Genomic DNA, 26,361 nt, shown 5'->3' with positions numbered 1-26,361 from the left:
CGGTAAATTTTAGCCCGATTTTTTTAAGTTTGCTGAGAATTTAAATCAAACAAATTTATGCAAGAGCCCAATGCGCTAACCCAGGTTGCAGCGTTTCACACCACTTTTAAACATCCAATTTTGGATGCGCCGGTTATTCCATCTAAACAGCGGGCTAATCTTCGTATTTCGTTACTGGCAGAAGAGTTGAAAGAGTTGCAGGATGCTGTAGAAAACGATGATTTAGTGGAAGTGGCCGATGCGCTTTGCGATTTGCAGTATGTTTTGGCTGGTGCCATTCACGAGTTTGGTTTAGGCGCTAAGTTTAAAACCCTGTTTGATGAAGTGCATCGTTCGAACATGAGTAAGGCTTGCAAAACCGTTGCTGAAGCAGAACAAACGATTCGGTTTTACCTTGATAAAGATGGTACTGAAGCTTACCATAAAGAAGTTGATGGATTGTTTTTGGTTTTCAGAAAAGGCGACGATAAGACCCTTAAATCGGTCAATTATTCGCCAGCGGATTTAAAAAGTTTACTTTAATTTAAAACATCAGAAAATTTTGAAGAGACTTAAGGGAATTGTTAATGAGCTTAAAATCTCAGCAGAAAATCAGCACCGCGATGCTGAAAAATTAATACGCGAATTTATATTTTACTCACCTAAAATGCCTTTGCGTTTGCATCAGGAAACGCTTTTGGCCGAATCAACAAGGTTTAGCTTAAAGGTTTTCGATGCTTATTTTACGCGACAAGAACTCGAATTTAATTGCTTTAGCTGGGGAAAAGGGGCAACAAAAGTAGTGCTTACGCATGGCTGGGCCTCGAAAGCGGCAGATTTTTACGAACTGATTGTAGAACTCCGGAAGATTGACAGCCTGGAAATTATCGCTTTTGATGCGCCGGGAAATGGTAGCTCTATTTCAGAATATTCTAACCTGATGCTTTATGCAGATGCAATAAAATCAATTGCAGAAAACTATGCCACACCGGATATCCTTGTTGGCCATTCGCTTGGAGGTATGGCAAACGTAATTGCAATTCAGGAAATACCATTGAAACCTAATCTGTTAATCAGTATTGCACCTTTAATAAGGCTGAAGGAGAATTTTGAGCAAAGCATGGATTCGGTAAATATCGGCAGGTTGGCGCAAGCGCATTTCTTTAAAAACTTTAGTGAGGAATTTCCGGTTAATGCGGAGCATTTCAATCTTACCAGTTTATACACACTCGAAGCTGATTTTAATCACTTCTTAGCCTACGACGAGGAAGACCACATTTCTCCATATCCTTTTTTAGCCGGGTTTTTAGCCGAAAATGAAGGTATAAAATCGAAAGCTTACCCAGGCGCCGGCCATTATAAAATTCTTAAATCGACAGATGTTATCGCCGACATTGTAGCGCTCATTAATTCATCACTTTAAAAAATCCTTTATCTAATTTCTTGTTATATTGTACTGATGGATGGAGAAAAATCGAACTTAGCTTCTCAAACGGGCAATCCTTTCGATTACCTTTTGAAGGATTTTAATCTGAAGGATCTGAGCAATATTTTTATTTTAAGGCATTTAAGCAATCAAATTCACACTGATACCAAAGACTTCTTTAAACTCCATCCCACGCAAATTGAGATAAATTTTGCCGCCTTCACGCACCCCTCAGCGTCGCAAACCTTTCCCCTGGTTCAGGTTCAGCAAACTGAAAACGCCGTTAAATTATCGTGTCGCTGCGATGCCCTTAAAAATAAGCTTTGTGAGCATCAGGCGCAGATTTTATATAACATTTTGCAGCGTCAGGAATTACAGATTTTCTTTGACGCTAACTTAAGGCGACAAAAACTAACCAAAATAGCTGCGGATTACGGTTTGGAAAACGAAAAAAATCTGGAAGAGCTTTTTGCCCTTAAATTAGAACATCATGTGCTTACCATCGCACCGAAACTAGCCGCCTTGCAGGCCTTTAATACGGAAGCCCGGCAACAGCTTCAGTCTGCCTTACTGCCGGCTAAAACAACTGTCTCGATCTCAAATGCTGAAGGCACGCCACTTCTGCTCGTGCTAGGTAACCACCGCTATTACGGGCAGCTCAATATCGAGTTGTTCGAGGCTGCACTTACTAAAACCGGGAAAGTTAAAAACCCGATGAAAGTGGTTAATCCTGCAGATTATCTCTTCAAAACAGAAGACAGTGCTGAGCTGAAGTTTTATAGCGGAATTGCGAGGTTTCAAAATAACTATACAACGGAAAATGTTGCCGCTGAAATTGAGGCATTAAAATCGGTAGTTAAAAACCCCCGGAAAATGCCCGTTTTCCTACATGATAATAAACTGCATTCCAACATTCAGCCTTCATCAATTCTACCTGTCGACTTGCAGCTACTTGATGGTGATTTACATTTATCTGTGAATCAAAAAGACGATTTTTTCGAAATTAACGGCCGTTTACAGATAAATGGAAATGCCTATTCCCTCGATAATCTCGTTATCAGGTATAACTATTTTGTGCAACTGAAAAACCAGCTTTACCTTTTAGCTAATGCAGATTTGATTAAGGTGATAGGTTTTTTTGTAAAGCAAAGCAATCGCCTTGTTATTCACAAAAGCAAATATCCGGAGTTTCAAAAAAACATACTTATTCAGTTAGAAAACAATATAAAGGTGGATTATTCCTTCCTTAAACCGGCAACGCAGGGTCAAATTGAGGAAAAGGGCTTCGATCTGGAATTGGAAAAACTGGTTTACCTGTCAGAATCTGAAGATTTTATTCTGATTACTCCGGTTATGCGTTATGGTAACCTGGAAATTCCAGTGCTTTCTAAAAAGACAATTCAATCGCAGGATAAGTTCGGTAATCTTTTTACCGTGAAGCGTGATGAAGAGGCCGAGTTGCAATTTATTGCTGAAATATTAAGGCAACATCCTTTCTTTTACGATCAGGAAACGAACGATTCGTATTACCTCCATCGAAAAAGATTTTTGGAAGAACTTTGGTTTTTAGATGCTTTTGAGGCATGGCGAAGCAAAGAAATTCATATTTTAGGTTTCAACCAGCTCAAAAACAACAAGCTTAATGCCTACAAAGCTGCAATTAATATCGAAGTTTTAAGCGGAACAGACTGGTTTGAAACCAAAGTAAAGCTGAAGTTTGGTGCGCAAAATGTGGCGCTGAAGCACCTGCACAAATCGATTAGAAATAAAAGCAAATTTGTTACGCTTGATGATGGATCCCAGGGCATCTTGCCTGAAGAATGGATTAGAAAGTTTACGGGTTATTTCAGCGCAGGTGAAATTGTTGAGGACACTTTGCTTACCCGAAAAATAAAGTTTGCAGTAATAAATGATTTGTATGAAGATGCTTTGCTTGAAGGCCATGTTAAAAATGAGCTCAGCAGTTTTAAACAGAAGTTTGATGGAGCAGATTTAGCCACTGATATTGAAATACCCCAAGAACTTAATGCTACACTGCGTGAATACCAAAAAGACGGTTTAAACCGCCTGAATTTTCTGGATGATTTTAACTTTGGTTCCATCCTGGCCGATGATATGGGATTGGGTAAAACCATTCAGATAATTGCCTTTATTTTAACGCAACGAAAAAAAGTCGTACGGAATACAAATCTAATTGTTGTGCCGGCATCGTTAATTTTTAACTGGAAAACGGAAGTTGAAAAATTTGCGCCATCTGTTAAGGTGAAAACCATTTACGGAACCGACAGGACAAAAAATTCGAATGATTTTGACAATTATGAAATTGTTCTCACATCTTACGGCACACTACTTTCCGATATTCGCTTTCTGAAAGATTATCGCTTCAATTATATTTTTCTGGATGAATCGCAGAACATAAAGAACCCCGAATCGCAGCGGTATAAAACGGTGCGCATGTTGCAATCCAGAAATAAAGTGGCGATTACGGGAACGCCCGTAGAAAATAATACGTTCGACTTGTATGGACAACTTTCATTCGCTTGTCCGGGTTTGTTTGGTAGTAAACAACAGTTTGCAGATTTATACTCTACGCCGATTGATCAGTTTAAAGACAGCAAACGGGCGGCTGAATTGCAGAAAAAGATTCGGCCTTTTATTTTAAGAAGAACTAAAGAAGAGGTTGCCAAAGAACTACCCGATAAAACTGAGGTAATCCTTTATTGTGAAATGGGAGCGGAGCAACGTGAAGTTTATGAGGCAAATAAAAAGGAAATTCAGGATTATATTTTAGGGAAAACTGAAGATGAGTTGCCTAAAAGTTCTATGCATGTTTTAAAAAGTATAACCCGACTAAGGCAGATTTGCAACTCTGCAGCCCTGCTTGCCGATGGGAAGTCCTATTTACAGGCATCATCAAAGATTGATGTGCTTATAGAACAGCTTCAGGTTAAGGCCGCAAATCATAAAATTTTAGTTTTCTCGCAATTTGTAACCATGCTCGATTTAATTAAAAAAGCGCTTGAGCTTAAAGGCATTAAGTATGAATATTTAACCGGGCAGACTAAAAAGCGGCAGGAAGTCGTGCAATCATTCCAGAATACCGACGTTCCGGTTTTTCTAATCAGTTTAAAGGCCGGTGGAACGGGTTTAAATTTAACCGAAGCCGATTACGTTTACCTCGTTGACCCTTGGTGGAACCCTGCGGTAGAAAACCAGGCCATTGACCGGGCGTATCGCATTGGCCAGCATAAAAATGTAATGGCCGTTCGCCTGATTTGCCCGGATACGATTGAGGAAAAAATTATGAAACTGCAGGCAGTGAAAAAAGATCTGGTTAAAGATTTAATTCAGAACGAAAACGGCTTGTTTAAAAACCTAAGCAGGCAGGAATTATTGGGCTTGTTGAGTTAATTATTTTTCGCGGAGGAAATCGGCACTTAAAGCTTAATTTCAAAGGCATAACCCAAAAACTCCGGAACATTTATACTCTCTACTATCTTCCAGCTCGCTTTTTCAGCAACAAATTCCGGGCTCTGCAAGCCACTATCGAGTGCTGCTTTGGTATAAAATTCCTGCTTCGATGGATGTGTTGGTGCACAAGCATTGTAAATTCTCCCAAAAGCCTGCTTGTCTAAAATAGAAATCGCTATGCCTACAGCGTCCGTTTGATGAATGAGGTTTATTGGCGCCAAGCCGTTAGGCACATTGGTTTTGCCGGCAAAAAAGCGACCAGGATTGCGCTCCGGGCCGATTAATCCCGCAAAGCGGATAATGGTATAATTTTGAGGGTATTTTATTTTAAAAACTTCTTCCGCATCCGCTATTACACCGCCAGAAGCAGTATCAGGCCTGGTTGCTGTATTTTCGTTCACGGTTTTATTCTCGTCGCCATACACACTTGTCGAGCTAATTAACACAATGTTTGCACTTCTATTTTCAGCACTTTCTAAAATCGATTTGATTTTGAAAGGATAGCTTTCCAGCTCGGCTGAATTTCTTTTAGGCGGTATGCAGATAAAGAGTACATCAGCATCAAAGAAATTGTCGTTGCCAACAATTTCCTCCCCGGTAAAATTTATAAGAAATGGTTTTACTTTAGCTTCTGCCAACAAAGGAATTTTTTCCGGCGTTGTTGTCGACCCTTTAACATTATAGCCATTTTCGATTAATTTTTTGGCAAGTGCAAAACCGAACCAACCACAACCGAGAATAGAAATTTTTTTTTTCATGATTTTATGCGTTAGCGGATAAGCTTAAAGGTTTCGCAACCGATAGCAAAAATACTTAAAATGAGCAATTACAGTGAATCTTCAAATAGCGACTGCGAATCAGCAAAGCACCTTAACCAGCGACCTAATGACTATTGAACCAATGGATTTGTCAACGGATTTAACCTTTATCGATATTGTAGCACGCCCTGCACCGCGGCTCATAGCTTTCTTTCTCTCCCAAAAGTACAGTCGATTCATCAGCAACGGTTCGGTAACTAAATAAAGCAGGGTTACCACAGCAAACGCAAACCGCATTAACCTTGGTTACATGTTCTGCAATGGCCATTAATGCCGGCATTGGTCCAAAAGGCTTACCGGTAAAATCCATATCCAACCCTGCTACAATCACCCTGATACCTTTCATTGCAAGTTTATTGCATACTTCTGGCAGTTCGTTATCAAAAAACTGAGCTTCATCAATGCCAACAACCTGTGTATTTGCGCCCAATAAAAGTATGGCCGATGCGTTATCCACCGGTGTAGAATTTATGGAATTTAAATCGTGTGACACTACAGCACTTTCATGGTAACGGGTATCCGTGCGGGGTTTAAAAATCTCAACATTTAACTTTGCAATCTGAGCTCTTTTTAACCTGCGAATAAGTTCCTCTGTTTTTCCAGAAAACATAGAGCCACATACAACTTCTATACTTCCTGAAAATTCACCTCTTCTCCTAAAATTTTGTTCGCTGAATAACATGCTCAATCCTTTACTTTCTCTGTCGTATGATAATTTTTAAACCGAACAAATATCATATTAATTTACTGAAGTGGCCCGGTTGTAACTTCAATTATTTCGAATGACAAAGAGTGACAAGCATTTAACTTTAGATATATGCAAATCTATGCTCTTTTTAAATTCAAAGTGTCAGCCAAAGATAGTAAAATATGAGCTGAGCATTAAGAAAAACCATCGCCAAAATGCAGCGGCTTATACTATAAAGAACCTAAAATTTTCATTAACTTCCCGTGTAGAATAAATCTCTTTTCATACAACTACATTTGTTTACATGGCGTTGAGCGGTAATTTAAAATTCATTATGGGAATTGAAGAGTTGTTTTTGTTATTTTTAGGCATAATTGTCCCAGTCTGGGCGATAGTCGATATGTTTACCAATCTGCCCTTGAGGTATAACAAAACCATGTGGATTTTGCTGGTTATATTTCTTCCATTGCTTGGCCCAATTATATACTTGGTTTTCACCCGATTTTTTACCAAACCAAAATCGCGGGAAATTTGATGTTCGTTATCTCTCCAAGCTGTTTTATTTTGCTTTGATAGGAAAACAGTTTGGCGCAGGCTCAGAAAAAATTTGAAAATAAATCTCTAACATAATCGCTGTATTTATGTTATTATGATAATTATTTTAGCGGAACGACAAGCGTTACACCTATCGGTAACAACGATAGTGTATTTTAAAAGATAAATTACCTTTGATAATATGGTGAAATTTTTATCATTTGATCATTGAAATTGAATACCATAATTAAGTGTTATTTTTGGATACATAGTTACCAACATAAATCACCTAAAAAATCGTTTTATAATTTATGATGAACCAACAAGATATTTTCCGAAAGATAGGTGCAATTTTGACAGAGCTTAACGAGCAATACCATTTTCTGGCTCAAAATCCTGAAGAATTAAATGAGTTAGAGCTCGAACTCTTTCTGGCTAATGCCGATTTCCTCGCAGACCATGTTAAAGTAGTTAAGAAACTTAACACATTAACGGAAGCAAAAAAACCGGTGGAAACTGACGCAGGTTTATTGCTCGAAGAACAAAATACGATTATACTGCCCGAGCAACTCTATCAGCAGGAAAAGGAAGCTGAAGACGACGGAAAACTTGAAGAAATTGCGACAGCCGAGGAAGAAGAAGAACGTGTTGATGTACTTCCGGAAGAAGAAATATTCGAAAACAAGTTCATTCAGCAGGAGAAAACGGGAGAATTAGAAAAAGATTTTTTTAAGCCTGATCAGGAATCAAAGAGTTTTGAATTTGTGTTGGGTAATCACAGCAACGATGATAAGTTCGATTATGAAGAAAAATCAGTAGATGAAATCTTCGATAGACCATTAAGCAAGGCAGAAGAAGAGGTGTTGGCGCAGAAGAAACGCATCCTGGAAAAAGAGCAGGAGCCGATTGAAGAGGCACCTTTAGCAGTCGACGAAGATGAAATTGGTCCGGAGCCATTCTTAATACCACATGAGCAGGAGCATCCTGTAAACCACACCGAGGCAGACTCATCATTTGCGCCGCACCAATCTGAACCAATTGAAGCTTTAAAAAATGTCGACCTTGATGATGACATCATTTCGCCACCTGTGGAAACTGAGCGGCCGGTTTTTACACCTCACGCCATTCCTGTAAAACCTGCAAGTGAACCTATATCTTCGAAACCGGCTCCTTCGTTAAATGATTTGCTGGCAAAAACGAATAGTGCACAAGATGAGCCAGTTAAGGCGCCAATTGCGGATTTAAAACAGGCAATTAACCTGAATGAGAAGCTACTTTTTATTAAAGATTTATTCAACGGATACAATCTGGCTTATTCAGAAGCACTCGATATTGTGAATAAAATGCCAAATTTTGAATCTGCAGACACTTTCTTACAGAATAATTATGCGGTTAAAAATAACTGGGGATCTAAGCAATCTACAGTAGATCAGTTTTACGAATTATTAAACAGAAGATTCTCCCGCTAAAAAAAATATGGATTTACAGCTCAAAAACAAAACAGCCTTTATTAGCGGTTCTACTGCAGGTATTGGCTATGCGATAGCCGAAAGTTTACTAAAAGAAGGTGTCAAAGTTATTATAAACGGGAGGAGCGCAGAGCGTGTTGATGCGGCTCTTAGAGCATTGGCTAAAATTTCGGGCAGCGAAAACGTTTCAGGGATTGCAGCAGACTTTTCGAAGGTGGAGGAAGTAAATTCACTAATTGAGCAGTTACCTGAGATTGATATCCTGATTAACAATGCCGGGATTTTTGAGCCTATTGCATTTGATGAAATTTCTGATGAAGACTGGTTCAGGTTTTTTGAGGTGAATGTGATGAGTGGTATCCGCCTGTCACGCTCGGTATTTTCAAAAATGCTTGCTAAAAACTGGGGTCGAATCATTTTTATTTCAAGCGAATCTGCTGTTTTTATTCCTGATGAAATGATTCATTATGGCATGACTAAAACAGCACAGCTTGCCGTGAGCAGGGGGTTGGCAGAATTAACGAAAGGCACAGGAGTAACCGTTAATGCGATTTTGCCCGGCCCGACAAAGTCGAAAGGGGTGGGTGGTTTTATCGAAGACTTAGCGAAATCAGGAAATTTGACGGTGGCAGAAGTAGAAACGGACTTTTTTAAAGATATGCGCCCAACATCGCTTATAAAGAGATTTTTAGATGTTGAGGAAATTGCAAATACCGTAACGTATTATGTAAGCCCTTTGGCATCCGGTACAAATGGCGCATCCATTAGAGTTGAGGGTGGTTTAATCCGCTCCATTCTTTAAATAAAGCCCATCCGGTTCGAATCCAGTTTTAAAAAGATAAAAATCAGGATGGTAAAACTCCACAAAGAGGAACCGCCGTAACTGATTAACGGGAGAGGAATACCAATCACCGGAATAATGCCAATCGTCATTCCAATATTTATAAATATGTGGAAGAATAGGATACAGGCAACACTATAGCCATATACCCGGGAGAAAGTCGAACGCTGACGTTCTGCGAGATTTATCAATCTGAGCAGTAAAAAACTGTACAAACCGATAAGTATTGAGCAACCCATGAAGCCCCATTCTTCACCCACGGTAGAGAAAATAAAATCGGTACTTTGCTCCGGAACATAGCCGTATTTTGTTTGTGTTCCCTGCAAAAAACCCCTTCCGGTTGCTTGTCCGGAGCCGATTGCAATTTGAGATTGAATTACATTATAGCCGGCACCTTTGTTGTCTGTTTTTAAACCAAGCATTAATTCGATGCGGTTCCGTTGATGTGGCTGGAGTACTTTTTCGTAAGCTACCTTAACCAGAAACAAATACCCGATTGCAACTAACGTTACGAAAACGGTTGTAATAATTAGTTTCTGTTTACGCTTGTTGGCGTAGATAAATAAGCCGCAAATTGCAACAAGAATAAGGATTAATATCGTTGTGGGTACAAGAAAATCGGCCACAAACAAAACAATCATCCCTAAAAATATCAAAAGGAAATAGCCCGATAAGCCTTCGCGGTAAAGGGGGAACATAAAGGCGAGGAATACCAAAGCCGAGCCCGTATCTGGCTGCATCATGATGAGCAAAAGTGGGGCAGCGACAATGATTCCGGCAATTAAGATGGTTTTCAAATCCCGAAACTTTGGGTTAAATGTGCTTACATACCTCGCCAAAAGTAGTGCTGTGCCAAACTTTGCAAACTCAGATGGCTGCAACCTGAATGAACCGATTGGGATCCAGGCCTGGTTGCCACCAACATTCCGCCCGATAAACAGCACCGCGATGAGCAGCAGCAAAGTTCCGCCGTAGATAAAAGGCGCAAATACATTGAAAAGCCTTCCATCGAACAGTAAAATTGATAAGCCTAAAACCAACCCCGAAACGATATAGATTAACTGTTTTCCGTAGCTGCTGGAGAAATCAAAGCCTGCTGCGTTATCAGGATGTGGAATTGAAGCGTAGATATTGGTAAAACCGATTGCGCACAATGCAATATAAATCAGAACCGTTATCCAGTCAACATTAAAGAAAAACCTGTTACCCTGTTGTTGCATCATTTTTTATTCTGTTCTTTTTGTGCGGTTGTTGCTGGCTTTTGCATTAGCTGCGCAGAGATGGGCCTTTTGGCAGTAGCTGCCTTCAGCCTTAAACTGTCGTTTAAACGTTTCATAGAATCTGTTTTCTTAATTATCAGACTATCCGCTTTTGTCAGTTTCAGTTTTTTACTTTTGTCGATAAGCAAAGGCAATAGATTCTGGCTTTTCATCCACTCTACCTGATTTGCCCTTGCGCCGGTAACGCTACCTTTAATGTATTTCTCTACCAGGTAACTGGCTATTGGTGCCGCATAAGTACTTCCGAAACCAGCATTTTCTACAATAACGGCAATCGCAATTTTTGGGTTATCCCTTGGTGCAAAACCAATAAATACGGAGTGGTTTTTTCCGTGTGGATTTTGCACCGTTCCGGTTTTGCCACACATCAGTAAATCCGGTATTCTTGATAATGTTGCTGTTCCCCAGGCGCTGTTTACACAATCCTGCATGCCATCAATTACCGGCTCGAAATATTTTTCATCTACACCAACGTAATTTTTTTCTTTGTACTCTTTTTTAATTTTATCGCCCATCGCTTTTATCAGATGGGGTTTTATGTAATAGCCACGGTTGGCAATTATTGCCATTGCGTTTGCAATTTGTAAAGGAGTTGCCGTTATTTCACCCTGGCCAATGGCCTGCGAAATTACAGTTGTGTAACCCCATCGCTTACCGTAAATTTTGTCGTAATGGTCGGCGTTGTAAAAGTAGCCTTGCTTTTCGAATGGTAAATCAATGTCGAGTTTTTGACCGAAACCAAATTTCGCAATCTTGTCCCGCCAATCCTGATAGGTTTGACGTTGATTTTTCATGCCATTCTTTGTGATAAGTTTTTGAAAAACGTGGCAAAAATAAGTATTGCAGCTTCGTGCAATGCCTCGTCGCATGCTTATATTTCCGTCAACGTGTTCACACTTCACCTTGTGGTTACCTGCCATATAATATCCCGGGCAGTTGAAGGTTGTGTTCACATCAATTACACCTTCCTGCAAGGCGAGTAATGCGTCAATAGGTTTAAACGATGAGCCGGGAGGATACTTTCCCTGTATCGGGCGAACGATGGAAGGTTTGTACGGGTTCCCAATTAAATCCATGTAGTTATTGCCCTGACTTCTGCCTACAAGTAAATTCGGGTCGTAACCCGGGCTACTCACAAAGGCCAGAATCTCTCCGGTTGATGGCTCAATTGCTACAATTGCGCCGACCTTGTTTTTCATCAACTCTTCACCAAGTTTTTGCACCTGAATGTCGATGCCGGAAATCAAACGCTCCCCGGAAACTGCATTTACATCATATTTTCCATTGGCATAACTGCCCTGAGGTGTATTTCTGGCATCATAAACGGTGTTGACCACACCTTTTTCGCCACGTAAAATTTCTTCGTAAGAACGCTCTAAGCCACTCTTTCCAATGTAATCGCCAGACCGGTAATAACCTTCAGATTTTTCAATATCATCCTGACTAACCTCTTTAACATAGCCAAATAACTGGCCGCCAACGCTGTCTGGGTAATGACGTATGGTTCTGTCCTGAGTTGAAAAACCCGGAAAGCGGTACATAATTTCCTGCAAACGAGCATAACTCTGTACAGAAATTTGTTTTGCAAATGGGGTGGCCTGGTAGTTCGACTTGAGCTTTGCCTTTCGCATACTTTTGCGAACCTCTTCTATCGAGATTTCGAGCGCATTCGCAAGCGCCACCGTATCAAAAGATTTTACCTCGTTTGGTATAACCATCAAATCGTACACGGGCTCATTCTGCACAATAACCCTCATGTTTCTATCCAGAATTGCACCGCGGGCAGGGTATTTGAATTTTTTCTTCAACACATTACTTTCGGCAGCAACAAAGGCTTTATCGCTCACAATCTGTATGTAAAACAGCTTGGCCAGCAAAATAATGGCCACCACAATAAACAAGCCTTGAATGATGTATTTCCGATTAAATAATTGCTCCATTAGCGGGACGTCCTTTTATAGAAAATAAACTCAACCAATAAGATTAATCCAAGCGTAAAGATACAACTTATGCCACATCTCATTAAGGTATAGCCAATTTCTGTTAATCTAAAGGTTTCTAAAAAGAACAAAACAAGATGATGGGTACTGATGCAAAGAAAAGAATATAGTGCAAACCATTGGAATCCCATGTAGCTTAAAGCAGGTTCAGGGTCGTCAATGGCGTCTTTATTCAAACTTATAGATATGAAAGAGATGCGAACAAAAGCCAAAACCACGCACGCTGTTGCATGTACGCCCATGGTATCGTAAAAGGCATCGAGTGTTAAACCCGTTCCAAAGGCCAATAAATAAAGGAGGATGTTCGGAATACCGAATGGAAGCAAAAGCAGGAACAGCACGTAAATGAAAGGTGTAGATAAATCATAAAAGCCCATGTTTTTGAGCAAAAAGATTTGAACAAAAAGCAGGATAAACCATCTTATGATATTTATTATTATTAATCTACTGCTCATTCTTTTGGCTTAACCGGGTTTTCTAAAAGTTCCTGTTCTTTAGCAAGTTTGTTTTTAATCACGTAAACATACTGCAAAGTTGAAAAATCATTGAATAAATTTAATTCGGCCGACAAAAAATTATCATTCGTTGCGATGTTTGTTCTGCTAAGCCTACCCACTAAAATTCCTGCGGGAAATTTGCCTAAACCAGAAGTTACCACCGTATCACCAACATTCATTTTAATATGATTTGGAACTTCTTTAATAAAAGCCTTACGGATATCGAAATTATTATCGCCCCACACCAAAGAGCCAAGGGCGTTGTTTCTTTTAATATTTACACTAATTTTTGTGTCTTTATGCAATAACGACTGAATCGTTGCAAGGTGAGCAGAAACATCACGTATAAAACCAACTACGCCTCGCTGCGGTGAAATAACGGCCATTCCGGTTTCCAGTCCGTCAAGCGTTCCTTTATTCACCGTCATGACATTATTTCGCAAGGTTACCGAGTTCTTAACCACTTTGGCCGCAATGTAGGTGTATTGCTGATTGGTTGTCGTGTCAATAACTTTAACATCCTTAGCAGAATCTACTGTTGTTAAAGCCAGGAGTGTTGTTTTAAGCTTGGCATTCTCGGCGGCCAGACTATCATTCACTTTCCCTAAGTTCAAATACCTTTTAAAAACGTTAAAACGCTCATAGGCTGTACCAACTACCTCATTTGTAGAATTGAGAGTTACGCTTCGCTGATAAGCATTATTTTTGACCGTTAAATAAATTCCGATCAAAAAAAAGATAATAAATAAGAAAAATGCGTTGTATCTGCTTATGAAAATCCAAAGGTTACGCATTCCAGTTGTAAATTTTAAGTATTACGTTGTAAGTTTTATGCTCTAAGTATACACGACTTAAAACTTTTAACCTAAAACGCACAACGTGATTTATTGCATTAAAAATTTATAAGTTCCGATGTTTTTAAGGGCGATGCCAGTACCGCGAACAACTGCACGCAGTGGGTCTTCAGCAACATGAACAGGTAGTTTTGTTTTTGCTGCAACACGTTTATCCAAACCCCTAAGCAGCGCACCGCCGCCTGTTAAATAAATACCGGTTTGGTAAATATCTGCAGAAAGTTCTGGTGGTGTAATCTCTAAAGCTTTTAAAATCGCTTCTTCAATTTTAGAGATAGATTTATCCAGACAGTGCGCAATTTCAGTATAAGAAACGGTGATTTGTTTAGGAACACCCGTCATTAAATCACGGCCCTGCACGGCGAAATCTGCCGGAGCATCCTGCAATTCGGGTAGCGCTGCACCAACCTCAATTTTAATTTTCTCCGCAGTTCTGTCGCCAATCATAATGTTGTGCTGGCGGCGAATGTAGTTTACAATATCCGAGTCGAAATTATCTCCCGCAACGCGGATAGATTGATCGCAAACAATACCAGACAATGCAATAACAGCAATTTCTGTGGTACCACCACCGATATCAATAATCATATTACCCATCGGTTCCTCCACGTCAATCCCAATACCAACCGCGGCAGCCATTGGTTCGTGAATTAAGTAAACCTCTTTTGCACCTGCAATTTCCGCCGAATCGCGTACGGCACGTTTCTCCACTTCAGTAATCCCGGAAGGAATGCAAATAACCATTCGTAGTGATGGAAACATCCAGCCTTTACCGCCATTAAGCATTCGGATCATGCCTTTTATCATCGCTTCAGCAGCGTTAAAATCGGCAATCACCCCATCCTTCAATGGGCGAACGGTTTTAATATTATCATGGGTTTTACCTTCCATTTGCATGGCCTGGCGACCAATTGCGATCACTTTATTAGTAGTACGATCGAATGCAACAATAGATGGCTCATCTACAACCACTTTGTCGTTATGTATAATTAGGGTATTCGCAGTGCCTAAATCGATGGCAACTTCCTGCGTAAACCAATTGAATAATCCCATGTATGAGTTATATTTTCTTTAATTTGTTAAATCTATATTAAACCTAATGTAAAAATAGGTTTTTTATTGTTTTAAGTTCAACTTTCTTTATTAAGAAAGATAAATGCTAAAAGCCCGCAGACCATAACGGCTGAATAGGCTTTATGCTTTGGTGTTTCAGCTTGCAGCTTAAAAAACTAGTGTTTAAAATGCCTAACGCCGGTGGTAACCATTGCAATTCCTTTTTCGTTAGCTTTCGCAACCGAATCTGCATCTTTAATTGATCCTCCTGGTTGTAAAACTGCCGTAATTCCTGCTTCCGCTGCTATCTCCACGCAGTCGGGAAAAGGGAAGAAGGCATCCGATGCCATCGAACTTCCTTTAACGCTGAAACCGAAAGAGACGGCTTTTTCAATTGCCTGTCTCAAGGCATCAACGCGTGAAGTCTGGCCAACACCACTCGCAATTAGTACATTATCCTTAACCAAGACGATGGTATTTGATTTTGTATGTTTTACGATTTTGTTAGCGAAATGCAAGTCTTTTAATTCTTCATCCGTTGGCGCTTTCTCCGTAACTGTTGTCATTTGCTCCGGTCCTTCGATTACTAAATCTTTATCCTGCTCAATTACGCCGTTTAATAAAGTTTTAAATTGTCTTTTGGCTAATTCAACCTCATTGCGTTGCAAAATTACGCGGTTTTTCTTTTTACTGAACAACTCTACTGCTTCCGGCTGGTAAGCTGGTGCAATTAGCACTTCAAAAAACAGGTTGTTAATTTCCTGAGCAGTTTCTAAATCAACTTCAACATTGGTAATTAAAACGCCACCAAAAGCAGAAACCGGATCGCAGGCCAGCGCATCAACCCATGCCTGTTTTACAGTACTTCGCGAAGCGATACCACAGGCATTTGTATGTTTCAAAATGGCAAAAGTAGGCTCATCAAATTCGTCTATTAACGCAACTGCGGCGTCTACATCAACTAAATTGTTGTAAGAAAGTTCTTTGCCGTTCAGTTTGGTAAACATTGCATCCAAATCGCCATAAAAAACACCACCCTGGTGTGGGTTTTCACCATAACGCAAAGTCTTTGCTTCGGTAACACTCTGCTTGAAAACATCAAGCGGTTCTTCGGCATTAAAATAATTGAAAATCGCGGTATCGTAGTGAGAAGAAGTGTGGAAAGCCATTTTAGCATAGGTTTTACGCTGCGCTAAAGTAGTTTCCCCGTTTTGTTCTTCCAGTTGAGCTTGTAGCGTAGGATAATCATTTTTTGATGCGATGATAACCACATCGTTAAAGTTTTTGGCTGCAGCACGGATTAACGAAATGCCGCCGATATCAATTTTCTCGATGATTTCCTCAGGCGTTCCACCCGCTTTAACTGTTTCTTCGAAAGGATATAAATCAACAATTACCAGGTCAATCTCAGGAATTTTATATTCTGCAATCTGTTCCTGATCGCCCGCCAACGCCCTACGATTTAAAATTCCACCGAAAACCTTTGGGTGCAAAGTTTTAACACGGCCACCTAAAATTGATGGATAACCTGTCAAATCCTCAACAGCGGTTACGGGCAAATTCAAATCTTTTATAAATTGTTCTGTTCCACCCGTAGAAAATAACTGCACGCCCTGAGCGGCTAATAATTTTACTAACGGCGCTAAACCATCTTTATAATATACTGAAATTAAAGCGTTTTTAATTTTAATCGGCTGACTCATGCTACTGTAAATTTTGAGCCGCAAAGGTAGTAAAACACGGTGGTTTTTTTGGCATGTTAACAGCTAAAAAAACGATTGACTAAGCTAGCCTGCATAGTGGGCCTTAAAGGCATATTAAATTTTATAACAGACTCGTTATTGCTTTTATCGCTTAATACTTCCGGTAGTTATTTGCCGCCGGCACCCAATCAAGGTTGCTTAGCTTTTTTTAATAAAAGTTAGCCAAACTGAAGTTCTGGTGAGCTTGCAAAGGCAGAAAAACAATTGATTAGTGAAATAAAACTGGGGATTGGAAATGGCCAGATGAGTTATATTGCTTACTGCAAAAATCAATAGTGTTCCATTATTCAGAAAAGTTGCGCAAGGTGGAAGGTTGAAGAAGATTGTTACCTTTAGCTAACCAAACTAACCAAATATAATGAAATGGATTACCAGAGAACACCCAAAAATTGACCGTATAGCTTGTCCCTGGCTAATCAAACGCTTTATTGACCCAGATGCTGAGATTATTTATGTTCCATTTGAGCAAGTGATTGTAAAGGCAAATGAACTGGATGCGATACCTTTTGACCTGCCGGGCGTAGAGTACAGCCATTATGACGATGAGTGCACATTTGATTATTTTTTGAAAAAACATAAACTTAAGGATGAAGCCCTCGACCGCATTGCGGCAATTGTTCGGGGTGCCGACACCGATCGAATGGATTTTGCGCCGCAGGCGGCAGGCCTTTCGGCAATTTTTATGGGTTTATCGCAACAAATTAAAGATGACTATGAACTGCTGGAAATCGGCATGAAAATTTATCATGGCCTCTACCATTGGGCAAAACACATGTTTAATCAGAAACATTGCGATGCACCTGGAGAACAGTTATTGCTCGATGTTTACCATAAATACCTCAAAACGGGTAAGAAAAAGGCGCCCGGATGGACGATGGAGTTGAAAGAAATGATACAAGACCAGATGGATACCAACATGTCTATAAGTTTAAGGCGGGCTTCAAACGAATTGGATATTAATCCGGCATATCTTTCTAGGACGTTTTCCAAGTATTTTGACAACATGTCTTTTAGGGATTACATCCGAAAGATGCGCATAGACAAAGCCATTAAACTCCTGGAAACCACTTCATATTCGCTCACCGAGATTGCTTACCTAACAGGCTTTTCTGATCAGAGCCATTTTAACAGAATATTTAAGAAACAAACCGGTGAAAATCCTTCCGTTTATAGAAAAAGAGCTAAAAAAAGTAAAGAGTATACAAATAGTTAATTCAGTTCTATTTTGACTTATAACGCGAAGTTATTTTTAGGCCATGAAGAAATACATTGTCTTATTAATGCTTATCAGCATCAAACTATCTACTTTCGCTCAGGAAAGTTATCCAAAAATTACCGGTTATGTGGGTGTGGTGCATCCCATTGTCACCTTTACTTCCGAAAGTACCACCTTTAACTTCGACGGGCACTATGTTGTGGGCGTTCCCGTTGGGCTTAATCTTTGGAAAAGTAAAAAAATTGGGTTCTCTTTTGAGGTAGTTCCCTATGTTAGGGCGGAAAACGGGTCGAGCAAAATGTCGAACTTGCTTATCCACCCGGGTGTACTTTTGTCGCTCGGAAGCGGATTTACTTTCGTTGGGCGCCTGGCATTTGAAACCTCTGGCCGATATGGCTTTACACCAGGAATAAACAAAGTGATCATCAATAATAAAACCAGCAAAATCTTCGTGGTTCTTCCGGTACCTGTCAGGTTTGGAAACGATAAGCCCTCTTCTGCAACAATCGCATTTCAGGTCGGCCTGGCCTTTTAGGTTTTATACATTCAGTTGCGCTGGCAGCAACAACTTCGGCTGTATTTTTCTTTCTGTTGATTAATCGGTGGCCATAGTAAAGCAAAATCTATTGTTTATTTTCGCTGCACAAATACGAAGATGAAAATAACGATTGCCCGGCCTGAAGATGCCAAAGAACTCGAAAAACTGGTAAACGCTGCCTATCGCGGCGAAGAATCGAAAAAGGGGTGGACAACCGAGGCTGAAATTCTTGATGGCATCCGTATAGATGAACAGGCTTTGATGCAAATGTTGGTTAAGCCCGAAGTGGCAATTTTAAAAATCAGCGACGAGGATGCGAAGATTTTGGGAACGGTTTGCCTTGAGGTAAAATCTGCTGACCTTTACCTTGGTATGTTTGCGATTTCACCAATTTTACAAGGGCTTGGTTATGGCAAGTTACTTCTGGCGGAGGCAGAGCAATACGCCCGTGCAAATAATTGCTCCAGGATAGTCATCTCGGTTATCAGTAGCCGCCTTGAGCTGATTAATTGGTACAGCCGTCATGGTTATGTACCTACAGGCCATTCAATCGCCTTCGAGGAAATTCCGGAAAGGTTCGGAAAGCCCAAAGTGGAAACCATTCGGCTTATAGAAATGGAAAAAGTGATCGATTTGTAAAGGTATCATGCTCAGCATCGCCTTCGTTATCTCGAAGGTGTTTAGGGAGATTTCTTCAATGAGGTTAAGTGCACTGAGCGCCTTAGTAACTGTCAATTTACGCTTTAGCTAATTGACAATAAATAGAAATTTGAGTTATAGTTAATTCTGAAAGCATTTGCATTGACATAAGTCTTTGTATTGCGCAGCTGAAATAAAAAGTCTGGGATTAAAAACATTTTCATCGGTTCGATGCTTAGGAATAGGTAAGTGCTTCAAGTGGAGCTAGTAATGAACGATAAAAACTTAGATAATGTTGAAAATCATCGGGATAAATTTATTGGCATTTGCTGCTTATGCTTTGCTCATCGTACGCACCAGTACTGTAGCCGATAGGGGCTTCAGTATAGCCGTAGGAATGGGCGTTTGTATCTTTCTACATGTGGTGTTAAACCTGATTGCGGCAATTGTTTTTTTAGTGCTGGGTAAGAAAGAGTTTGTAAAATCTTTTTTAATAAGCGCTGGGGTTCTGGCACCCGTTGGCTTTTTTACCTGGCTGATTTTGCTAAGTATTTATGGCTAATTGTTCAGGGCTGTGTCTTGAAAATGAAGTTAGTTTGGGCTACTGCTATAATTCGGCAAATTTCTTGTCTCCTCTTTGCCGGTTCGCATGTTGCCTTTCGCATGGGGGATAACTTTCTTGCTCGAACCCTTCTCTCTGGAGAAGGTGCCGGCAGGCGGATGAGGCCTGTACGCATTGAGCTTGCCCTATCGCATTGGAGATAATTTTCTTGCTTGAACCCTGCTCTTAAGACAGAAAACAGGTACATCGCTTTTAAAGAAACAGTATTTACAGAAGTAACTTTTGGGCAATGTGTAGGGTTTTTAACCTATATCTGTCCGGTTGATAAAAACTCCAAACCGATTTAATAAGCGGGGAGTTTAGAGCGAAAAAAAGAACGGCTGGGATGGTTCAAGAATAATAAATTACTTCACAGCATGTTTACAACAAACTTATCTCTGCGGCAAATCTTTATTTTAAATTGTGTTTTGACACTTGTGTTCAGTTTGATGCTTAGCGGATGTGGTACATCTACGCCGAGCATCAACATGCAAAAAAAAGTAGCTCAAAAGACTTACGTAATCGTAGGGGCCTCGAGTGGATTTGGAAGGGGGGTTGCAGAGGAGGTTGGGCGTTATGGCGCCAAAGTTATTCTTGCTGCAAGAAGAGCTGAGGCGCTCGAAGAAGTGGCCAGGGTAGTTCGCTCTAACGGCGGAACGGCCATCACGCTGGCAATGGACATTAGCAAGCCGGAAGATGTTGCGAGGTTGCAGAAGCTGGCTCTGAATGAACTTGGCCATGTCGATGTATGGATCAATATGGCCGGTGTGGGTGCCATTGGGCGCTTTTGGGAGATTCCAGTGGCAGATCAGGCAAGGATTGTCGAAATCAACCTGACGGGATTTATTTATTCAAGTCACGCTGCGATTACGCTTTTTAAAAGCCAGGGTTTTGGAACCCTGATTAACATGGGTTCCATAGAAAGTGTAAACCCACTTGCCTACCATGCATCCTATTCGGCTACGAAAGCAGGTGTTTTAAATCTCTCCAAAACCATCAAACAGGAGTTGAGGCTGGCAGGTTACAAAAATATCAAGGTGGTTACGATTGAGCCATGGGCTGTAGACACGCCATTTTGGCGCCACGCCGCTAACTATAGTGGAGGTACGCCTAGGATGGCCGCAATGGATCCACCATCTAAAGTTGTAAATGCGGTTGTCCGCGCCTCGGTAAGACCGCGAAAGGAAATTGGCGTTGGTTGGAAATCCAAAGGCGCTAAATTTTCACACTGGCTTTTTCCAGGACTTACAGAGCGGATTTCTGCAAATATATCTCACCGCTATCAAATCAGAATGGCGCCTCCTGCAGATACCACATCCGGCTCGGTTTTCAAACCAATGAAGGAAGGTACAGGCGTTGACGATGGGGTTCGAGAACGGATGAAAAGGGAAAAACAGCAGAAACTTAAACGCTAAGCAATATGTTCGCATTCCGAATCGTGCATATTGCAGGAGCAATGCGCTTCCTCGTGCAAATCATTTCATCAGGGAAGCCATACCGGTTTTGATTAGGAAAAGGTGCACCAGGGCGGATACTGGCGTTAAGGAACAACTTCTTCAGGTTCAGGACAAAAATGAGTAGGGATGCCTCCCTTGCCTTATTTTTTAATTTTCTTGAGCAGGCTTTCTACAATCCGCGGATAATGAAGGTGTTCGAGTTGCTGGCCCTTAAATTTTACCATTTCCAGGTTATCATTTTTATCAATTTTATATTTCGCCTGGTAAATGTATTCGCCTTCATCATAATGTTCATCAACATAATGAATGGTGATGCCACCTTCGGCTTCGCCAGCGGCAAGTACTGCATTGTGTACATTATCGCCATACATACCTTTGCCGCCAAATTTTGGTAAAATAGCAGGGTGTATATTTACAATCCGGCCGGGATAGGCTTCGATTAAATTTTTTGGAATTAGCCATAAAAAGCCCGCCAATACAATAAAATCAATATCCAGGTTCTTGAGTAAATCGATAACTTCGTCTGTTTTGTAAAATTCGTTTTTGTCGAAAATGTGACTCGGAATTTCGAAGTTATCAGCCCTTTGCAAAACGTAGGCATCAGCATTATTGGTTAATACTAAAGAGATTTCTATATCGGTACTTCGTTTAAAATGCTCCATTAGTTTTTGGGCATTAGAGCCCGAACCCGAAGCAAAGATGGCTATTCGTTTTTTCACTCAAATTCGTTTTCCCCAAAAATAGCATTTTTAGGCAGGTATTTTTTAATATGATATTTTTTATGGTTTTAATTCTATTGCGTTAACGATTAAATTGACGTATTTTTGCGCTGTAAATAAAAGGTTTAAAAAAATCGCTAAAAAAAGTAAAAGTGTTTTGTAATTTAAAAACATTAATCCTATATTTGCAACCCGAATTACAGGAAACGATTAAGAAAAAATAAAGGCTAAATTAAAATGGCAAATCATAAATCTTCATTAAAAAGAATTAGAGCAAACGCTACAAAACGTTTACGTAACAGATATCAGGCAAAAACTACACGTACTTTTATTAAAAGACTACGTGCAGCAGAAGATAAAAAAACTGCTTCAGATTTATTGCCTAAAGTAATTTCTATGCTAGATCGTTTAGCTAAGAAAAATGTTATTCACAAAAATAAAGCGGCTAACAACAAATCAAAATTAACGAAATTCGTTAACGGTTTAAAATAAGCTAATTTTTTACGATATTAGTAAAAGGCATCCCAACCAAAGTTGGGATGCCTTTTTTTTATCAAAAATATGGCAGATTACCAGCAAAGAATAGGCATTAAAACCTGGGCTGAGGAAGACAGACCGAGGGAGAAACTCTTATTGAACGGACGAAGGCATTTAACCGATGCCGAACTCATTGCAATCTTAATCGGTTCGGGCAATAAAAATGAAACCGCTGTAGATTTAAGCAAGCGGATTTTAAACTTCTACGAAAACAACCTCACCAAACTTGGAAAAGCCTCCATTGCTGAGCTTTCGAAATTTAAAGGAATAGGCGAGGCAAAAGCAGTTTCCATTGTGGCGGCGGTAGAACTTGGGTTAAGGCGAAAAGAAACTGCCCAGGACGAGGTAACTCAGGTTACGGCGTCAATTGATGTATTTCGCTACATGCAGGCATCTTTTGCCCAGCTCAATCATGAAGAATTCTGGATTCTTTTGCTGAACAGATCAAATAAAATTATAGGTAAATACCTCATTAGCAAAGGTGGGCAGGCCGGAACCATCGCCGACCCTAAAATTATTTTTAAAGTAGCACTCGAAAATAACGCCGCGAGCATCGTTTTGGCCCACAACCATCCTTCAGGAAATTTAAAGCCGAGCGATAGCGACAACAAGCTTACCCGAGATATGGTTGCATCTGGAATAATGCTTGGGTTGTTCGTTGTAGACCACCTAATCTTTACTGATAATGGCTACTACAGTTACAAAGACGAGGGGCTCGTTTAATCGAAAAACAATTTAAATTTAACACTAAATCAATTTAGCAAAAGAACAATTTTGTAATTTGCGGCATGAAAACATGTATCACTTTTGCCATTTCTTTGTTGTTTAGTCTTGCCATTTTTGCTCAAAAAAAGCAAGTGCCAGTTAATATAATAACCTATAATATTCGCTATAACAATCCTGGCGACGGTGTAAACGCCTGGCCAAACCGAAAAGATAATGTTAAGGCTTTGGTTAAATTTCACGATGCCGACATTCTTTGCGTGCAGGAAGCGCTTGCAGAGCAGTTTGATGCGCTTAGCGAAAACACCAATTTCGATTTTGTAGGTGTTGGCCGCGATGATGGTAAACGTAAAGGCGAATTTTCGGCCATTTACTTTGATAAAACCAGGTTTACAAAAAGGGATGGCGGAACATTCTGGCTTTCTGAAACACCAGAGGTTCCATCAAAAGGATGGGATGCTGTACTGCCAAGGATTTGTAGCTGGGTTAAACTATATGATAAACTTAATAAGCAGGAATTTATCGTATTTAACACCCATTACGATCATGTTGGTGTAAAAGCAAGAATCGAATCGGCAAAGCTGATAAAACAAAAAATACAGGAAATTGCGCCAAAGTTACCTGTAGTTTATACAGGTGATTTAAATGTAACGCCAGAAACTGAAGCTATTGCTACGATAAAATCATTCCTCCAGGATGCGAAAGAGATATCAGTTGAGCAACCTTACGGGCCGGCCGGAACGTTCAATTCTTTTGATTTTAACAGCGAGTTAAAAAACCGTATCGATTATATTTTTGTAAATAATGGCTTTAATGTTCAAAAGTTTGCTGTACTTAGCGATAGTAAAGACAAAAAATATTTTTCTGACCACTTGCCCGTATTTGTAAGGCTTTTCTTTAAATAGCTATTGAACACAGACCACTTATTTCCATTTAAGTTTCAATTTCTTGGTGAATATTATCACTATCACTACATTTTTGAAACACTTGCTTTTATTGTGGGCGTTCGGGTTTACTACTACTTAAAGAAAGGCATTGCCGACCTAATTTCGGATGAACACCGGCTCTGGATTATGCTCGGTGCTATGCTTGGCGCCCTAATCGGTTCCAGGCTTATTGCCATTCTCGAAACACCCGGACAGTTAAATCAGCTAACTTTTTTAACGCTTTACCAAAGTAAAACCATTATTGGTGGTTTGCTCGGCGGCCTTTTTGGCGTAGAGCTTATTAAGAAAATAATCGGTGTAAACATCGCCTCTGGCGATTTGTACGTTACACCCATTATTATTGCATTACTTATCGGCAGAATAGGCTGTTTTTCTATGGGAATCGACGAACCCACCTATGGCTTACCCACCAATTTTTTTCTGGGTATGGATTTAGGCGACGGGGTTAGCAGACATCCAATTATGCTTTATGAAATGTTGTTTTTAACTGCTTTGTTAATACTGTTCAGGTCGCTTAAAAATAAAATGCTCATAAACGGCGATAGATTTAAGCTATTGATGGTATTGTATTTTCTTTTTCGGTTTCTTATCGAATTTCTAAAACCATACGAGCCGCTGTTTTTAAATTTAAGCAGCATACATTGGTCGGCATTGTTTATATTTATTTATTATTACCGGTTCATAATAAGAATATTTAAGTCTGTTTTTACCGTACAACCGAGCGCTTATGGCTAATACAAGAGATTACATCTACTACGATTACACGAAAAGCCTTTGTCCGGAATGCCTGATGCTTTGCGATGCAAAGATTGTTTTTCAGGATGCAAAGGTTTTTATGCTTAAAAACTGTAAAGTGCACGGAGACAGCAAGGTAATGATTGCTGACGATGTAGAGTATTACAAGCAGATTAGAAACTACAATAAGCAGTCGGAAATGCCGCTTAAGTTTAATACTAAAGTACATTATGGCTGTCCTTACGATTGCGGATTATGCACCGATCACGAGCAGCACTCTTGCTTAACGGTAATCGAAGTAACAGACCGCTGTAACCTTGCCTGCCCAACATGTTATGCCATGTCATCTCCAAATTATGGCCGGCACCGTACGCTCGAAGAAATTAACCGCATGATGGATGTGGTTGTTGCAAATGAAGGCGAACCGGATGTGGTTCAGTTATCGGGTGGGGAACCCACAGTACACCCCGACTTTTTTGCGATTCTGGACCTGGCCAAAACTAAACCCATTAAACACTTAATGGTTAACACCAATGGAATTCGCATTGCTAAAGACATAAATTTTGTAGAGAAACTGGCCTCTTACATGCCCGATTTCGAAATTTACCTGCAGTTTGATAGTTTTGATGCAGGCGTGCTGACGCGTTTGAGGGGCGAAGATTTAACTGAAGTGCGCAAGAAAGCAATCGCTAATCTTAATCAGTTTAATGTATCAACAACGCTGGTGGTTACCTTGCAAAAGGGTTTAAATGATGGTGAAATTGGCGACATTATTGATTATGCTTTAAAACAGAAATGTGTTCGTGGTGTTACTTTTCAGCCAACGCAGGTTGCCGGCAGAAATGACGATTACAACGATCAGTCAGGAAGAATTACGCTAACTGAGGTTCGTCGGAAAATTTACGAGCAATATCCAACTTTTACGCCACAGGATTTAATTCCAGTTCCCTGCAATCCTGATGCGCTCTGCATGGCCTACGCTTTAAAAATTGGTGATGAAGTGATTCCGATGACGCACCTTATTAATCCGGAAGATTTATTGAACAACTCTAAAAATACAATTGTTTTTGAGCATGATGAGCAATTGAAGGAACACATGCTTAATCTTTTTAGCACCGGCGTTTCGGTGGATTGTGCTGAAGATACTTTCGGCGAATTAATGTGTTGTTTGCCGAGGGTAAAGTCTGATAACCTGAGTTATGACAATCTTTTTCGTATCATTATCATGAACTTTATGGATCCGTTAGATTTTGATGTGCGTGCGGTTAAGAAATCATGCGTGCACATTGTTAGCGAAAAATATAAAATTGTGCCTTTTGAAACCATGAATATTTTCTATCGTGATAATAAAATACATGCCATAAGGGCTGAACTAAATATGAAATAATGTTAATTTTACTCCTTATATTATACGGATTTGCCACAGTAATTCTATTTGTAGTGGGGCTAATAATGATCATTGTTGCCTCCACAAATAATGGTTCGGTAAAACCAGGTTTGAAACTCCTCATTGCATCAGTAATTATGGTTGTTATTGGTTTAGGCGCCTGTGCTGTAATTCTGGCAAACGGTTAGC

26 protein-coding genes are annotated in these 26,361 nt (G+C 40.1%); 17 read left to right on the top strand and 9 right to left on the bottom strand.

Annotated elements, in window-relative coordinates; translation table 11 throughout:
• The first annotated feature begins 57 nt into the window (after nt 1-57).
• The 3 genes from AC0IWT_RS08490 to AC0IWT_RS08480 are packed head-to-tail and all read left to right on the top strand — an operon-like array spanning nt 58 to nt 4,816.
• Nucleotides 58-522 (top strand): pyrophosphohydrolase domain-containing protein, encoded by a 465-nt coding sequence (locus AC0IWT_RS08490; RefSeq protein ID WP_471796810.1) that lies wholly within the window; start codon nt 58-60, stop codon nt 520-522.
• 19 nt (nt 523-541) lie between these two features.
• Nucleotides 542-1,402: an alpha/beta hydrolase gene (locus AC0IWT_RS08485; RefSeq protein WP_471796809.1), complete on the top strand. Its 861-nt coding sequence runs from the start codon at nt 542-544 to the stop codon at nt 1,400-1,402.
• 36 nt (nt 1,403-1,438) lie between these two features.
• Complete coding sequence (locus AC0IWT_RS08480) at nt 1,439-4,816, top strand: DEAD/DEAH box helicase (protein ID WP_471796808.1); 3,378 nt, start codon at nt 1,439-1,441, stop codon at nt 4,814-4,816.
• Nucleotides 4,817-4,842: 26 nt separating this feature from the next.
• On the opposite strand, the gene AC0IWT_RS08475 is transcribed toward AC0IWT_RS08480, so the two are convergent.
• The gene (locus tag AC0IWT_RS08475; RefSeq protein WP_471796807.1) at nt 4,843-5,634 is read right to left on the bottom strand and encodes an NAD(P)-binding domain-containing protein; all 792 of its coding nucleotides are present in this window, start codon (nt 5,632-5,634) and stop codon (nt 4,843-4,845) included.
• 160 nt (nt 5,635-5,794) lie between these two features.
• On the bottom strand, nt 5,795-6,376 hold the full coding sequence (locus tag AC0IWT_RS08470; RefSeq protein ID WP_056871327.1) for a thymidine kinase: 582 nt from the start codon (nt 6,374-6,376) through the stop codon (nt 5,795-5,797).
• 310 nt (nt 6,377-6,686) lie between these two features.
• On the opposite strand from AC0IWT_RS08470, the gene AC0IWT_RS08465 reads away from it, so the two are divergent.
• From AC0IWT_RS08465 to AC0IWT_RS08455, 3 genes are all read left to right on the top strand, one after another.
• Nucleotides 6,687-6,917, top strand: a complete 231-nt coding sequence (locus AC0IWT_RS08465; protein WP_471796806.1) for a PLDc N-terminal domain-containing protein — start codon at nt 6,687-6,689, stop codon at nt 6,915-6,917.
• Nucleotides 6,918-7,227: 310 nt separating this feature from the next.
• A complete protein-coding gene (locus AC0IWT_RS08460; RefSeq protein WP_471796805.1) occupies nt 7,228-8,385 on the top strand; it encodes a hypothetical protein in 1,158 nt (385 codons plus the stop codon).
• Between the two features lie 7 nt (nt 8,386-8,392).
• Entirely contained in the window at nt 8,393-9,187 is a 795-nt protein-coding gene (locus AC0IWT_RS08455; RefSeq protein ID WP_471796804.1) for an SDR family NAD(P)-dependent oxidoreductase, read from the top strand.
• On the opposite strand, the gene rodA is transcribed toward AC0IWT_RS08455, so the two are convergent.
• The 6 genes from rodA to purH form a co-directional block, all read right to left on the bottom strand.
• The gene (gene rodA, locus AC0IWT_RS08450; RefSeq protein WP_471797210.1) at nt 9,184-10,446 is read right to left on the bottom strand and encodes a rod shape-determining protein RodA; all 1,263 of its coding nucleotides are present in this window, start codon (nt 10,444-10,446) and stop codon (nt 9,184-9,186) included. The two genes, AC0IWT_RS08455 and rodA, sit on opposite strands and share 4 nt — an antisense overlap.
• Nucleotides 10,446-12,446: a penicillin-binding protein 2 gene (mrdA, locus tag AC0IWT_RS08445; RefSeq protein ID WP_471796803.1), complete on the bottom strand. Its 2,001-nt coding sequence runs from the start codon at nt 12,444-12,446 to the stop codon at nt 10,446-10,448. Before mrdA ends, rodA begins: the two co-directional genes overlap by 1 nt.
• Nucleotides 12,446-12,961: a hypothetical protein gene (locus AC0IWT_RS08440; RefSeq protein ID WP_056871321.1), complete on the bottom strand. Its 516-nt coding sequence runs from the start codon at nt 12,959-12,961 to the stop codon at nt 12,446-12,448. Before AC0IWT_RS08440 ends, mrdA begins: the two co-directional genes overlap by 1 nt.
• Complete coding sequence (gene mreC / locus AC0IWT_RS08435; protein WP_471796802.1) at nt 12,958-13,797, bottom strand: rod shape-determining protein MreC; 840 nt, start codon at nt 13,795-13,797, stop codon at nt 12,958-12,960. Before mreC ends, AC0IWT_RS08440 begins: the two co-directional genes overlap by 4 nt.
• Nucleotides 13,798-13,887: 90 nt before the next feature.
• Nucleotides 13,888-14,910 carry a rod shape-determining protein gene (locus tag AC0IWT_RS08430; RefSeq protein WP_056092903.1) on the bottom strand — a complete coding sequence of 341 codons (1,023 nt, stop codon included), beginning with the start codon at nt 14,908-14,910 and terminating at the stop codon, nt 13,888-13,890.
• Between the two features lie 176 nt (nt 14,911-15,086).
• Complete coding sequence (gene purH, locus AC0IWT_RS08425; RefSeq protein ID WP_471796801.1) at nt 15,087-16,613, bottom strand: bifunctional phosphoribosylaminoimidazolecarboxamide formyltransferase/IMP cyclohydrolase; 1,527 nt, start codon at nt 16,611-16,613, stop codon at nt 15,087-15,089.
• 418 nt (nt 16,614-17,031) lie between these two features.
• Between purH and AC0IWT_RS08420 the strand changes: the two genes are divergently transcribed.
• From AC0IWT_RS08420 to AC0IWT_RS08400, 5 genes are all read left to right on the top strand, one after another.
• The gene (locus AC0IWT_RS08420; protein WP_471796800.1) at nt 17,032-17,886 is read left to right on the top strand and encodes a chromate resistance protein ChrB domain-containing protein; all 855 of its coding nucleotides are present in this window, start codon (nt 17,032-17,034) and stop codon (nt 17,884-17,886) included.
• 43 nt (nt 17,887-17,929) lie between these two features.
• Complete coding sequence (locus tag AC0IWT_RS08415) at nt 17,930-18,424, top strand: hypothetical protein (protein ID WP_471796799.1); 495 nt, start codon at nt 17,930-17,932, stop codon at nt 18,422-18,424.
• Nucleotides 18,425-18,544: 120 nt separating this feature from the next.
• Nucleotides 18,545-19,066: a GNAT family N-acetyltransferase gene (locus AC0IWT_RS08410; RefSeq protein ID WP_471796798.1), complete on the top strand. Its 522-nt coding sequence runs from the start codon at nt 18,545-18,547 to the stop codon at nt 19,064-19,066.
• 292 nt (nt 19,067-19,358) lie between these two features.
• Nucleotides 19,359-19,628, top strand: coding sequence for a hypothetical protein (locus AC0IWT_RS08405; protein ID WP_471796797.1), 270 nt, complete (start codon nt 19,359-19,361; stop codon nt 19,626-19,628).
• Nucleotides 19,629-20,155: 527 nt separating this feature from the next.
• Entirely contained in the window at nt 20,156-21,082 is a 927-nt protein-coding gene (locus AC0IWT_RS08400; RefSeq protein ID WP_471796796.1) for an SDR family NAD(P)-dependent oxidoreductase, read from the top strand.
• Between the two features lie 182 nt (nt 21,083-21,264).
• Here the strand turns inward: AC0IWT_RS08400 and purN are convergent, their stop codons facing one another.
• Nucleotides 21,265-21,843, bottom strand: coding sequence for a phosphoribosylglycinamide formyltransferase (gene purN, locus AC0IWT_RS08395; RefSeq protein WP_056871314.1), 579 nt, complete (start codon nt 21,841-21,843; stop codon nt 21,265-21,267).
• A 237-nt stretch (nt 21,844-22,080) separates the two neighbouring features.
• Here purN and rpsT point away from each other — a divergent pair, with 237 nt between their 5' ends.
• The 6 genes from rpsT (at nt 22,081) to AC0IWT_RS08365 (ending at nt 26,360) form a co-directional block, all read left to right on the top strand.
• Entirely contained in the window at nt 22,081-22,335 is a 255-nt protein-coding gene (gene rpsT, locus AC0IWT_RS08390) for a 30S ribosomal protein S20 (RefSeq protein ID WP_056871313.1), read from the top strand.
• A gap of 69 nt (nt 22,336-22,404) precedes the next feature.
• Entirely contained in the window at nt 22,405-23,103 is a 699-nt protein-coding gene (gene radC / locus AC0IWT_RS08385) for a RadC family protein (RefSeq protein ID WP_471796795.1), read from the top strand.
• 65 nt (nt 23,104-23,168) lie between these two features.
• A complete protein-coding gene (locus AC0IWT_RS08380) occupies nt 23,169-24,008 on the top strand; it encodes an endonuclease/exonuclease/phosphatase family protein (RefSeq protein WP_471796794.1) in 840 nt (279 codons plus the stop codon).
• Between the two features lie 3 nt (nt 24,009-24,011).
• Nucleotides 24,012-24,785, top strand: a complete 774-nt coding sequence (locus AC0IWT_RS08375) for a prolipoprotein diacylglyceryl transferase (RefSeq protein WP_471796793.1) — start codon at nt 24,012-24,014, stop codon at nt 24,783-24,785.
• Nucleotides 24,778-26,172, top strand: a complete 1,395-nt coding sequence (locus tag AC0IWT_RS08370; RefSeq protein WP_471796792.1) for a radical SAM protein — start codon at nt 24,778-24,780, stop codon at nt 26,170-26,172. The genes AC0IWT_RS08375 and AC0IWT_RS08370 overlap by 8 nt, the downstream gene beginning before the upstream one ends.
• Nucleotides 26,172-26,360 carry a hypothetical protein gene (locus AC0IWT_RS08365; protein WP_157274911.1) on the top strand — a complete coding sequence of 63 codons (189 nt, stop codon included), beginning with the start codon at nt 26,172-26,174 and terminating at the stop codon, nt 26,358-26,360. Before AC0IWT_RS08370 ends, AC0IWT_RS08365 begins: the two co-directional genes overlap by 1 nt.
• Nucleotide 26,361 lies beyond the last annotated feature (1 nt).

Source organism: Pedobacter sp. AC464, from assembly GCF_979253075.1.
The sequence above is the reverse complement of the archived record's forward strand: the minus strand, read 5'-3'. Positions and strand labels throughout refer to the sequence as shown.

What these genes read in the sequence shown, in the direction of transcription:
- AC0IWT_RS08410 (WP_471796798.1), top strand. Translation starts at nt 18,545, where the DNA reads ATGAAAATAACGATTGCCCGGCCTGAAGATGCCAAAGAACTCGAAAAA.
- AC0IWT_RS08455 (WP_471796804.1), top strand. Translation starts at nt 8,393, where the DNA reads ATGGATTTACAGCTCAAAAACAAAACAGCCTTTATTAGCGGTTCTACT.
- AC0IWT_RS08490 (WP_471796810.1), top strand. Translation starts at nt 58, where the DNA reads ATGCAAGAGCCCAATGCGCTAACCCAGGTTGCAGCGTTTCACACCACT.
- AC0IWT_RS08405 (WP_471796797.1), top strand. Translation starts at nt 19,359, where the DNA reads ATGTTGAAAATCATCGGGATAAATTTATTGGCATTTGCTGCTTATGCT.
- mreC (WP_471796802.1), bottom strand. Translation starts at nt 13,797, where the DNA reads ATGCGTAACCTTTGGATTTTCATAAGCAGATACAACGCATTTTTCTTA.
- AC0IWT_RS08420 (WP_471796800.1), top strand. Translation starts at nt 17,032, where the DNA reads ATGAAATGGATTACCAGAGAACACCCAAAAATTGACCGTATAGCTTGT.
- AC0IWT_RS08470 (WP_056871327.1), bottom strand. Translation starts at nt 6,376, where the DNA reads ATGTTATTCAGCGAACAAAATTTTAGGAGAAGAGGTGAATTTTCAGGA.
- mrdA (WP_471796803.1), bottom strand. Translation starts at nt 12,446, where the DNA reads ATGGAGCAATTATTTAATCGGAAATACATCATTCAAGGCTTGTTTATT.
- AC0IWT_RS08370 (WP_471796792.1), top strand. Translation starts at nt 24,778, where the DNA reads ATGGCTAATACAAGAGATTACATCTACTACGATTACACGAAAAGCCTT.
- AC0IWT_RS08475 (WP_471796807.1), bottom strand. Translation starts at nt 5,634, where the DNA reads ATGAAAAAAAAAATTTCTATTCTCGGTTGTGGTTGGTTCGGTTTTGCA.
- AC0IWT_RS08430 (WP_056092903.1), bottom strand. Translation starts at nt 14,910, where the DNA reads ATGGGATTATTCAATTGGTTTACGCAGGAAGTTGCCATCGATTTAGGC.
- AC0IWT_RS08460 (WP_471796805.1), top strand. Translation starts at nt 7,228, where the DNA reads ATGATGAACCAACAAGATATTTTCCGAAAGATAGGTGCAATTTTGACA.
- rodA (WP_471797210.1), bottom strand. Translation starts at nt 10,446, where the DNA reads ATGCAACAACAGGGTAACAGGTTTTTCTTTAATGTTGACTGGATAACG.
- AC0IWT_RS08465 (WP_471796806.1), top strand. Translation starts at nt 6,687, where the DNA reads ATGGCGTTGAGCGGTAATTTAAAATTCATTATGGGAATTGAAGAGTTG.
- AC0IWT_RS08415 (WP_471796799.1), top strand. Translation starts at nt 17,930, where the DNA reads ATGAAGAAATACATTGTCTTATTAATGCTTATCAGCATCAAACTATCT.
- AC0IWT_RS08400 (WP_471796796.1), top strand. Translation starts at nt 20,156, where the DNA reads ATGCAAAAAAAAGTAGCTCAAAAGACTTACGTAATCGTAGGGGCCTCG.
- AC0IWT_RS08365 (WP_157274911.1), top strand. Translation starts at nt 26,172, where the DNA reads ATGTTAATTTTACTCCTTATATTATACGGATTTGCCACAGTAATTCTA.
- rpsT (WP_056871313.1), top strand. Translation starts at nt 22,081, where the DNA reads ATGGCAAATCATAAATCTTCATTAAAAAGAATTAGAGCAAACGCTACA.
- AC0IWT_RS08440 (WP_056871321.1), bottom strand. Translation starts at nt 12,961, where the DNA reads ATGAGCAGTAGATTAATAATAATAAATATCATAAGATGGTTTATCCTG.
- AC0IWT_RS08480 (WP_471796808.1), top strand. Translation starts at nt 1,439, where the DNA reads ATGGATGGAGAAAAATCGAACTTAGCTTCTCAAACGGGCAATCCTTTC.
- AC0IWT_RS08380 (WP_471796794.1), top strand. Translation starts at nt 23,169, where the DNA reads ATGAAAACATGTATCACTTTTGCCATTTCTTTGTTGTTTAGTCTTGCC.
- purH (WP_471796801.1), bottom strand. Translation starts at nt 16,613, where the DNA reads ATGAGTCAGCCGATTAAAATTAAAAACGCTTTAATTTCAGTATATTAT.
- radC (WP_471796795.1), top strand. Translation starts at nt 22,405, where the DNA reads ATGGCAGATTACCAGCAAAGAATAGGCATTAAAACCTGGGCTGAGGAA.